Annotated in this window: 7 protein-coding genes; all 7 read left to right on the top strand. The window is 57.8% G+C overall.

Translation table 11 applies throughout. The features are described from left to right. The coding region (locus VNX88_15925; protein HWY70156.1) for a hypothetical protein at positions 1 to 243 on the top strand (243 nt) is incomplete at its 5' end. A 4-nt stretch (positions 244 to 247) separates the two neighbouring features. Continuing rightward, positions 248 to 2788, top strand: coding sequence for a phosphoenolpyruvate--protein phosphotransferase (gene ptsP, locus VNX88_15920; GenBank protein HWY70155.1), 2541 nt, complete (start codon positions 248 to 250; stop codon positions 2786 to 2788). A gap of 156 nt (positions 2789 to 2944) precedes the next feature. Continuing rightward, positions 2945 to 6517, top strand: a complete 3573-nt coding sequence (locus VNX88_15915) for a glycoside hydrolase family 38 C-terminal domain-containing protein (protein ID HWY70154.1) — start codon at positions 2945 to 2947, stop codon at positions 6515 to 6517. 216 nt (positions 6518 to 6733) lie between these two features. Then, the gene (locus VNX88_15910) at positions 6734 to 9151 is read left to right on the top strand and encodes an ABC transporter permease (GenBank protein ID HWY70153.1); all 2418 of its coding nucleotides are present in this window, start codon (positions 6734 to 6736) and stop codon (positions 9149 to 9151) included. A 118-nt stretch (positions 9152 to 9269) separates the two neighbouring features. Beyond that, positions 9270 to 9599, top strand: coding sequence for a metalloregulator ArsR/SmtB family transcription factor (locus VNX88_15905; GenBank protein HWY70152.1), 330 nt, complete (start codon positions 9270 to 9272; stop codon positions 9597 to 9599). 1 nt (position 9600) lies between these two features. Then, entirely contained in the window at positions 9601 to 10083 is a 483-nt protein-coding gene (locus VNX88_15900; protein ID HWY70151.1) for a VOC family protein, read from the top strand. Between the two features lie 468 nt (positions 10084 to 10551). Beyond that, the coding region (locus tag VNX88_15895) for a prepilin-type N-terminal cleavage/methylation domain-containing protein (protein HWY70150.1) at positions 10552 to 10806 on the top strand (255 nt) is incomplete at its 3' end.

Here is a 10806-nt window from a genome sequence, read left to right as displayed (position 1 = left end):
GCGGAGCAGTTGGAAAAAACGGCGAAGGCATTAGGGCACCAGATCAAAGTAGAAACCCAGGGCGCTATGGGAATTGAAAATGAATTAAAGGAAAGCGAAATTCGCCAGGCCGAAGTTGCCATTTTTGCAGTGGATATCGAGATCGAAAAGCGCGAACGCTTCGACAACCTGCGAGTGGTTCAGGTTCCGGTGCAGGAAGCGATCAAGAATCCCATATCGGTATTCAAGAGAATCCAGGGCTAGCGGTATGTCGCCAGAGGTTTGCAATCCGGTGGAGTTCAAGTTCGTATGCCCGTTGCCAAACGGACTCCATGCCCGCCCTGCGAGCCAACTTGCCGAGTTTGCCAGCGATTTTGCTTCCGACGTTTCGCTCACCAACCTCCGCACTGGGATCGCCGCCAATCTCAAGAGTACGCTGGCCATCATCTCGGCTGACATCAGGAGCGGCGACGAATGCTCCATCAGAGTTGCTGGCGCAGACGAGGCTTCGGCCGGCGCTGCTCTGCTTGGCTACATCACTCGCGATTTGCCGAAGAGTGACGAACCTCTGGTGGAATCCGGCTCTGAACGCAGAATCGGCCCGCTGCCACGCGCACTTTTGGCCGCCGGCATTCGCTGCCATTTTGGCACCGGAGTAAGTCCCGGAATCGGAAAGGGAGCCTCGGTGGTTGTTGGCGGAATGACTCTACCGCCGGATCTTGGATCGGAAAGAGCTGAGGATTTCAAGAAAGAAGAGCGGCGAATTGAGCGCGCAATGGCAACGGTCCGTGAGCGAATCAAGGTCATGCTTGCCCGCTCCGTCTCGCCTGCCGAAGCGGGAGTGCTCAAAGCCCACCTTGCGATCGTTGAAGACGTATCGCTCTCCGACAAGATCGCCGAGCTGATCGTGCAAGGGCGGTCTGCCGGCCAGGCCCTGGCGGAGAGTGCGCAATTCTTCATGTCGATACTGCAGAAATCAGAGAGCAGCTACATCCGGGATCGCGCGGTGGATATCCAGGAGATATGCTACCGGCTCCTCGAAGAAGTCTACGGCTCAAGGTTCACTGCCGCGGCCGTGGAGCTCAAGGAACCAAGCGTCCTCGTGGCCGAGACAATTGCTCCGCAACAACTCCTCGGAATGGAGCGAAAGTGGCTGGAGGGTCTAGTCCTCGAATATGCCGGTAGAACCTCCCACGCCGTGATTCTGGCACGCTCCCTGGGAATCCCAACGGTGGTCGGGGTAAAGGACGCCCCAGTTCTCTTTTCCGGCGAGCGTGAACTTGTAGTCGACGCCAATCGTGGACTCGTCGTTCCAAACGGTACCGCAGCGGTCAAACGCTTTTACGATCGCGAGTATCAGGCTCAACAGAAGCGCAATGAAACCCTGACCCGCAACAAATTCCGGCCGGCCGTGACTGTCGACGGACTGCGGCTGGAAGTCGCGGCAAATGTGTCGTCTGCTGAAGAAGTCGCTGCTGCCTGCGCTAACGGCGCAGAAGGAATCGGACTATTCCGAACCGAGATGCTGTTCATCGGACACGACCGTGCTCCGTCTGAGGAAGAACAGTTTGCAATCTACAAACAAGCGGCACAAGCTGCAGGGCAACGGCCAGTAATTATCCGCACTATCGACATTGGCGGAGACAAGCCTGTTCCCCATCTGAACTTGCCGGCTGAATCCAACCCATTCCTGGGCTATCGCGGCATGCGGATCTATGCGGAGCATCGCGAACTCTTCCGCACGCAATTGCGGGCCGTCCTGCGTGCTTCCGCATTCGGGAAGCTTCAAATTATGGCGCCCATGGTCTCCACCATCGAGGAGGTCATCTGGCTCAAAGGCCAAGTGGCGCAATCGCAGGATGAGTTGAGAAATCAAAACATCACCTTCGATCCGGCGATGCCAGTCGGCATCATGATCGAAGTGCCCTCCGTGGCCTTTATCCTGGATCAACTTTGCGCCGAGGTCGACTTCTTCAGCATAGGGACCAACGATCTGAATCAGTACTTCCTCGCGGTCGACCGCGACAACGCCAAGGTGGCAGCTCTCTCCAGTGTGCGTCATCCCAGCTTCGTGCGGTTCCTGAAGCATATCGTCGATGGCGTTCATGCCAACGGCAAATGGATCGGTATGTGCGGAGAGATGGCCGGCGACGTTCGCAATCTCCCGATTCTTATCGGACTCGGTTTAGACGAAATCAGCGCTTCGGCTTCGCAGGTTCCTGCCCTTAAGGAGCGGGTTTCTCAACTCTACGCAAAGAACTGCGAAGACCTTCTATCGAGAATCACGGCGTGCACGCAAGCGGAACAGGTAAACAAGCTCTTGGCGGAGGATCATCCCAGCGAGAGTTCTCAATCACTCCTCGATCCGAACCTCGTCATCGTAGGCAGTGACAGCGAGAGCAAAGAGGAAGCGATTCGCGAGCTGATTGATTCTCTCTTCATCGCTGGACGAACTGAAAATCCAGATCGTCTGGAGGAAGTAGTCTGGGCTCGCGAAGCCGCCTACTCCACAGGACTGGGCCACGGCTTCGCGATTCCGCATTGCCGGAGTGATCTGATCACGGCCAACTCAATTGCGGTTTTGAAGCTGCAGCGCCCGATTGAGTGGAATTCGCTGGATGGCAAGCCGGTACAGATGGTGGTGTTGCTCGCGGTTCACGAGTCCGATGCGAATAACAGCCACATGAAAATGCTTGCCAAGCTGGCACGCAAACTTATGAATGAAGAGTTTCGTGATCACCTGATGAAGTTGAACGACTCAGGAAGTATTCTGTCTTACTTGTCTCAGGAGCTTGAGATTCCGCTGTGAAGTCAGAACCGGCGGCGGTAGCCGCTGGGTTCGTGAGTGCGCTTCGATTGACTAGGCTCGGGAATGGCCTCGACCGCCAACAGTGTTGGCGGTGCTGTTCTGCAAGACCCAGCGGCTGCCGCCGCCGGTACTGTTTTCACTATGGAGAGCTACAGAATGCAAGCAACACTAAAGCGGTTGCTGTTGTTGTGCCTGTGCATGAGCCTGTCGTGCGTGTTGGCAGCACAAACCGAGGAGAAAGTTCCGCCCACGCTGAAGAAACCGCCCCTGGCGGCCACTTCTTCTGACCTGAGTAAACAACCCACACTCTACGCGGTGGGCTATGCCCACCTCGACACACAGTGGCGATGGGAGTACCCGCAGACAATCCAGGAGTATCTCAGCAAGACGCTGCGCAACAATTTCGCGCTGTTCGACAAGTATCCGCACTACATCTTCAACTTCACGGGAGCTAATCGCTACCGAATGATGAAGGAGTACTTCCCTGCCGACTTCGAGCGGCTGAAGCAGTATGTGGCCGCTGGTCGCTGGTTTCCCGCCGGCTCCTCGATGGAGGAGGGCGACGTAAATTCGCCGAATGCGGAATCGATCATTCGCCAAATCCTCTACGGAAATAATTTCTTCCGGCGCGAGTTCGGCACGGCTAGCAAGGAATACATGCTGCCGGATTGCTTTGGCTTCCCGGCTTCCTTGCCCAGCATTTTGCATCATTCGGGAATCGTTGGCTTCTCCACGCAGAAGCTCTCGTCCGATTGGCAGCCGGCGCCTCACGTTGGCGGCCCCAACTCCCCGGAAAAAACTCCGGATGGCATTCCGTTCAACGTAGGCGTGTGGGAGGGCACCGATGGCAGCACAGTGCTCGCGGCGCTAAACCCTCTGACGTATGGAAGCCAGGTGATGTATGACATCAGCAAGACCCCTCCCCCTCCTCCCCCAGATGATCCGAATCTGACCCCGAGGGAGAATGAGCGCCGTCGCCGCGTTGCGCGCGAAGACTGGGTGAAGCGTATCCAGATCAACGGCGATTTAACCGGAATCAAGACTGACTATCACTACGTCGGCACGGGAGACATTGGCGGCGCGCCGAATGAGGCTTCGGTGAAGTTGATGGAAGCGATAGTGACGAAATCCAAGGCGACGATTCCTGGGCCACCGAAACCAGGATCGTCGTGGGAAGCGGAGCAGGAATTAGCCGAGTCTCACGCCGCACCTGTGCAGGTCGGGGACGGCCCGATCCGCGTCGTCTGGTCGAAGGCCGATGACATGTTCAACGACATCCTCAAGTGCTGCAAGACCGACCGCATGCCTCGCTATAAAGGGGATCTCGAGCTGATCAATCACTCTGCGGGCTCTATTACCTCAGAGGCCTACCAGAAGCGCTGGATGCGCAAGAACGAACTACTGGCAGACGCCGCAGAAAAAGCTTCGCTCGCGGCTTCGTGGCTCGGTGCACACCCCTATCCTCTCGAGCGGCTCAACAACGCCTGGACGCTGGTGATGGGTGGACAATTCCACGACATTCTTCCCGGCACCGCCACTCCAACATCGTTCGAGTACGCATGGAACGACGACATCGTGGCCATGAATCAGTTTGCCAGTGTCCTCTCGAGCGCCACCGATGCAGTATCTTCTGCTCTCGATACGCAAGCGCAGGGAACCCCAATCGTCGTTTACAACCCTCTGAACATCGCGCGCGAAGACGTCGTAGAAGCCCGTGTTCATTTCCAAAACGGAACTCCGCGAGGGGTTCGCGTAACTGGTCCGGATGGCAAAGAAGTCCCCGCACAACTCGCCGGCGAAAAAGATGGAGCAACGAAGGTCATCTTCCTGGCAAAAACTCCTTCCGTCGGCTATGCCGTGTATGACGTACAGCCCGCCGACGCTGCCGCTGCAAGCTCCGAACTCAAAGCTTCGGAGTCGTCGCTCGAGAATGCACGTTACAGCCTGAAGCTCGATCAGAACGGCGACGTCTCTAGCATCTTCGACAAGAAACTCAACAACGAACTGCTGTCGTCTCCGATTCGCCTGGCGATCTCTACCGACAACCCTGAGCACTGGCCGGCATGGAACATGGACTTTGCCGACGAGCAGCGCCCTCCCCGCTCCTACGTGAGCGGCTCGCCCAAGGTCACGGTCGTTGAGAACGGTCCTGCGCGCGTGGCCGTGCAAATTGAGCGCGAGACGGAAGGCTCAAAGTTCGTGCAGACAGTCCGCCTGCCCGCAGGCGATGCAGGCAATCGCATCGAGTTCGCCAACTTAATCGATTGGAAGACCAAGGAAGCCAACCTCAAGGCGACCTTTCCGCTAACCGCCGGCAACAATCTCGCGACCTACAACTGGGACATCGGCACGATTCAGCGTCCCAACGAGGAAGAGCGGCAGTTCGAGGTCGCTTCTCATCAGTGGATCGACCTCACTGATCAGGGCGGCGGATACGGTGCCACTCTGCTCACCGATTGCAAGAACGCCTCCGACAAACCGAACGACAAGACTTTACGGCTGACGCTTATCAGGACGCCCGGAACTCGTGGCGGATATCACGATCAAGGCACGCAGGACATCGGTCACCATGACATCATCTTCGGCCTTGCCGGTCACGCAAACGATTGGCGCGCCGGTCAGACCGATTGGCAAGCCTATCGCCTGAACGATCCGCTGGTCGCATTTGAAGCCACGAAGCATCCTGGAGCGCTAGGCAAACAATTCTCGCTGGTTCGTTTAAACAATTCGCGCGTCCGTGTCCTGGCGCTCAAGAAGGCCGAACTGAACGACGAAATCGTCCTCCGGATGGTCGAGATGGATGGCAAGCCCGCCGAGGACGTTCACGTAGCCTTCGCGTCGCCGGTACTAGCCGCCAGGGAAATTAATGGCCAGGAACAGCCACACGGCGCAGCTACAGTCCAGGGCGGTGAGCTTGTGACGTCATTCACAGCGAACCAGCCGCGCAGCTTCGCTCTCAGACTCGGCCCAGCGCCGAAGAAGGCATCCGCACCCGCATTCGCGGCAGTGAAGCTGCCGTATGACACCGCTGTTGCTACCAGCCACAACCGGCCGGCAGACGGCTGCTTTGACTGCCTCTACGACCGTCCCACGCTTCCGCAAGGCAGAGCTCTGCCCGCGGAAATGCTGCCTGCGAAGATCGACTACGCCGGCCTAAGCTTCACCCTGGGGCCCAAAGACAAGTTCAACGCAGTCACAGCGCACGGACAAACTATCGACCTGCCTGCCGGAAACTACAAGCGCCTGTACTTACTGACAGCCGCCGTCAACGGAGATCACAAAGCTCCATTCAAGGTCGGCGACCACTCGACGGAGATAAACATTCAGAATTGGACTGGGTTTGTCGGCCAGTGGGACACGCGAATTTGGAAGAGCGAAGAAGTAGCCAGCTCTACTCGCCAGGGCGACGCTCCCGATCCGCGGACAGGCAAGTTCATCAACCCGTACGCCGAGATGGTCGGCATGCTGCCGGGCTACATCAAGCGCGCGGATATCGGATGGTTCGCCTCGCACCGTCACACCGCGGGCGCGATCGACGAGGCCTACGCCTATTCATATCTCTTCGTCTACCCGATCGACGTCCCTGCAGGTGCGAAGACTTTAACGTTGCCGCGCAACGCGAACATTCGAGTGCTGGCGGCGACAGTCTCGAATCAAGGTGCACAGGCATGGCCTGCACAGCCGCTGTACGACGTGCTGGAGCCAAGCAACGAACAAGCGAAGCAATAGTTTTGGTGCGTTGATCCTATATAGATCAACGACGCGGATTGACATCAACACGGTCAAGCGCGAACCACCAACCAAGGGTCGAGAGTAACCGCTCTCGACCCTTTCTTATTTTGGGGTCGATCAAGGAAACGTGGTTCCGCTCGCCCTCGGCCGGGCAATGCTCCATTACGCTGACAAATCGTCTCGCTCCTCGTCTATCCTTCGTCTGGAGCTGCCATGCCACTGACCAACCAAATTCGCTACGCCGCACGCATGCTGCGATTGAATCCCGGATTTGCCGCCGTCGCCATCGTCACACTCGGCCTCGGGATCGGCGCTACCACCGCGATGTTCAGCGTGCTCGATGGCGTCGTGCTGAAATCTCTCCGCTACCCGGACGTTGAGCGCATCGTCGCCGTTAACACAAGATTTACCGACGAGGGCCGCTCCATCTGGCGCACGACCAGTGGCGATCTGGAAGATCTGCGCGCGATGAATATCTTTGAGGCTTTCAGTTTTTGTCAGAACTGGGAGACAGGCGTGCAGCTAGCGAAGAGCGCTGAATTTGTTCAGGCTGCTTTTGTGGATACGAACTTCTTTCGCGTCTTCTCGATCGCTCCACAGACGGGCAGACTCTTCACTCCTGAGGATGCGGACCGTTCCGCAGTCGTGGGTCTCGCCTTCGCGCAGCGCAACTTCGGATCGGCATCCGCGGCGATCGGACAAGCCATTGCTGTCGGAGGTAAAGTCTACGAGATCGCCGGCGTTTTGCCGGCGATGTTCGAGTTTCCCGATAAGGGACAGGTATGGGTGGCAATGTCACCGATTCCAGAGAACCGCGGAAACCGGAATGGCTATAACTATCACGTCGTAGCAAAGCTGAGGACCGGAGTAACAACATCCACAGCCAACGCACAACTGCAGGCGCTGGCAACACGGCTTGCGACAGCATTTCCTCGGGACAACGGTAACAAGACATTTACGGTCACACCGCTACAGGACCAACTCTCTGCGCCAGTGCGCTCAACGCTCCTCATCCTGATGGGTGCCGTTGGGCTGGTATTACTCACGGCGTGCGCAAACGTAGCCAACCTCATGCTCGCACGCGCGACTGCCCGCTCGCGTGAATTGGCCGTTCGCAGCGCCCTCGGGGCCAGTCGCGGCAACCTCGTTGGACAGTTGCTGGCGGAGAGCGCCGTGCTGGCCACTTTGGCAGCCGTGCTCGGCATCGCTTTGTCAGTAATCGCCACCAAAACGCTTCTTGCCTTAGGCACACGTTTTATGCCGGGAACACTGTTAGCCGGTATCACTCTGGATTGGCGTGTTCTGGTTTTCGCACTCGCGGCTGCCTTAGTTACGAGTATCGTTTTCGGAATCGCTCCAGCCTGGCAGGCAACTCGGATCGATCTGCAGGATGCCTTGAAGCAAGGTGGCACCCGTGGACTTCTCGGTGGCGGCTCGTCACGGTTACGCAGCGGACTGGTCGTCGGCCAGGTCGCCGTGTCTCTCGTGCTCGCCATCGGCGCGGGGCTACTCTTTCGCACATTGCTCGCCTTACATAGTGCCGATCTGGGCTTCCGCACCGAAGGCATTCTCGTCGCGTACGCGAATATGCCTGCCCATACTACGGCGGAGCAGGAGCAGGCAGGACGATTTTTCGACCAGTTGGTCGGCCGCCTTCGCCACCTTCCGTCCGTAAGCAGCGCTGCGCTCGCATACGGCCTTCCGGCCGGCGAATACGGCTCGAACGGCTACCTTGCAGTCGAAGGTCGACACTCATTCACGACCGGCGACTCTCGTACGCTGCCGCACGCGGACTTTAGTGCCGCAAGTCCCGGGTACTTCTCGGCCATTAGCATGAGGCTCCTGCGTGGACGCGACTTCAACGACCGCGACACTAGCGATCGACCTCTGGTCGCCGTGATCAGCGAATCTCTTGCGCGCCAGGTTTTTCCAAATGAGGATCCCTTGGGACATCGTGTGATCTGCGGCTTCGACTACGTGTCGATGAAAGGTATGACCATCGTTGGTGTAGTCAGCGACGTCCGCCAGGACTCCCCCGCTTCGCAACCGGGCCCAGCGCTCTATGTACCGCTGCGCCAGCATCCTGAGCGCGCCGCCGAGGTGGAACTCGTGGTTCGTACTACTGGAAATCCTGACACGCTCGCCCCAGCAGTGCAGAAAACAATTCGGGAGATGAACCCACAGGTCGCGACGAAGTTCACGACCATGATCGAGCTGGTGAACGACTCCGTCAGCGCACAACGGTTCCGCAGCACATTAGCCGGCAGTTTCGCCGGATTGGCTTTGCTGTTGGCCATCTCCGGGATGTACGCGGTGATGAGCTACGTTACAACGCGCCGTACCTCGGAATTTGGCCTGCGCTCCGCGCTCGGCGCACAGCCCAGCAGCATTGTCGGCCTGGTGCTCGGCGACGCAGCCAAGATGGGAATAACAGGCACGATTGCCGGTGTGCTGCTCTCACTGACAGCAGGAAGGCTTCTCCACTCCATGCTCTTTGGACTCAAGAGCACAGACGTTGTCACTTATCTCGGAGTAGTCATACTTGTGCTGCCAATCATCGTTCTCGCAGCAGCTCTACCAGCCTGGCGCTCCTCGCATGTAGATCCCATGATCGCGCTCCGAAATGAATAGCAGAACCACCTGAGGTCGCGGGCGGTGCCTGCGTTACTTGACGACTGCAGAAGTTCACTGCAGCCTCAGATTTCCCCTACTTGACACATAGCCATTTGGCTATGTATTCTTCTGTGCCATGCGGCGCCATCGGCAGGATCGGATCTTTCGGGCAGTGGCCGACTCAACGCGCAGAAGCATCCTCGAGCGGCTGCACCAGCGTGAGCTTACGGTGCTTGAGCTCTGCGAACCTTTTCGCATAACGCAGCCGTCGCTCTCCAAGCATCTGGCGGTGCTGAGGCGCAGCGGACTGATCGCCGCGCGCCGCTCCGGCCGCCACCGCTATTACCGGCTCGCTCCCGAGCCGCTCGAGCAGATCGCCGCATGGGCCGCGCAGTTCCGCGACGTCAGAGATCCTTCCGGACACGTCTGGCGTTTAACGCAAACTAACCAGCGAAAGGACACATAACTTGGCCATCCAGGGAGGAAGACCAAACAACCGGCAGGTAGTTCCCTATCTCATGGTGCGCGACGGACGCGCTGCGCTCGATTTCTACCAGAAAGCATTCGGCGCGAAGATTCTTTATCAGGCGCCCATGCCGCGCATGCCCGGCATCTTCGCGCAATTCAAGATCGGAGAATCATATCTCCAACTCACCGACATGCCCGGACACGACCCAAAAGGTCCTCGCTCGCCGGAGACGCTGGGCGGCACCAGCGTTGTGCTGGAGATGTACGTCGACGATGTCGACAAGAGCTTCGCCCATGCCGTGCAACTTGGAGGCACTCCGCTGCTTCCGCCCACCGACATGTTTTTCGGTGATCGCTATGGCTGGGTAGGCGATCCCTGGGGACACGTCTGGGCGCTCGCTACTGTGAAAGAAACGCTCAGCGAAGGCGAAGTACAACGCCGCGCGGAAGAATTCATGCTGGCAATGTCGCGAAATAGATAGGCGTGTTATGCCGAAGGCCGGACAGCGTCTATCGCAGCAGAAGACGCAAACCCAGCGTCTGCCGGATCGCGCCGTCCGGCTACTCCATTCGGGTGGAAGCCCCTATTGCTACGCCAGCAAGCGCAACCTCGCCGCTTGCTGGAGGGACCCCTAGGATTGCTCTCGCACAACGAAAGGGATAGACCGGCGTGAGAGAGCCGCCAACAAGTGACAGTTTGTGACTGCAAAAATGCCATTTTTTGGCACAAATCTTTGCGTCACAGCGCTATCGATGCCACTTAAGTGGAATGAAGTAAATGGTTTAAATCAGATCAGAAATCTATTTTTACAGTATTTACATTTGTTTACAAACGATTTCCACAGCCACACTGGCAGCTGTTGATAACTGGCAGCAGGGTTGCTCCAAGTCAATGCAAGGGCCGAGGGGCCTTTTGAAGATCGACAATCGTAGCTAATTAAGGAGCGCCCATGAAGAGGCAAAAAGGTTTCTCGCTGATCGAACTTTTGATTGTCGTGGCGATCATTCTGATCATCGCGGCCATCGCAATTCCTAACCTGCTGCGCGCCAAGATTGCGGCCAACGAGGCTTCGGCTGTTGGTTCCATGCGCACCATCGTTACCGCTGAAGTCGCTTACAATTCGGCGGGCTGGACCGATGGTGGTACTCCCCCGAAGCAGGTCGGCTTCTCGGCCGCGCTTATCAATCTCGGCCCGAACGGGTCA

This window comes from Terriglobales bacterium, assembly GCA_035567895.1.
Lineage (GTDB): Bacteria > Acidobacteriota > Terriglobia > Terriglobales > Acidobacteriaceae > Gp1-AA112.
The sequence above is the reverse complement of the archived record's forward strand: the minus strand, read 5'-3'. Positions and strand labels throughout refer to the sequence as shown.

What these genes read in the sequence shown, in the direction of transcription:
- ptsP (HWY70155.1), top strand. Translation starts at nt 248, where the DNA reads ATGTCGCCAGAGGTTTGCAATCCGGTGGAGTTCAAGTTCGTATGCCCG.
- VNX88_15915 (HWY70154.1), top strand. Translation starts at nt 2,945, where the DNA reads ATGCAAGCAACACTAAAGCGGTTGCTGTTGTTGTGCCTGTGCATGAGC.
- VNX88_15910 (HWY70153.1), top strand. Translation starts at nt 6,734, where the DNA reads ATGCCACTGACCAACCAAATTCGCTACGCCGCACGCATGCTGCGATTG.
- VNX88_15905 (HWY70152.1), top strand. Translation starts at nt 9,270, where the DNA reads ATGCGGCGCCATCGGCAGGATCGGATCTTTCGGGCAGTGGCCGACTCA.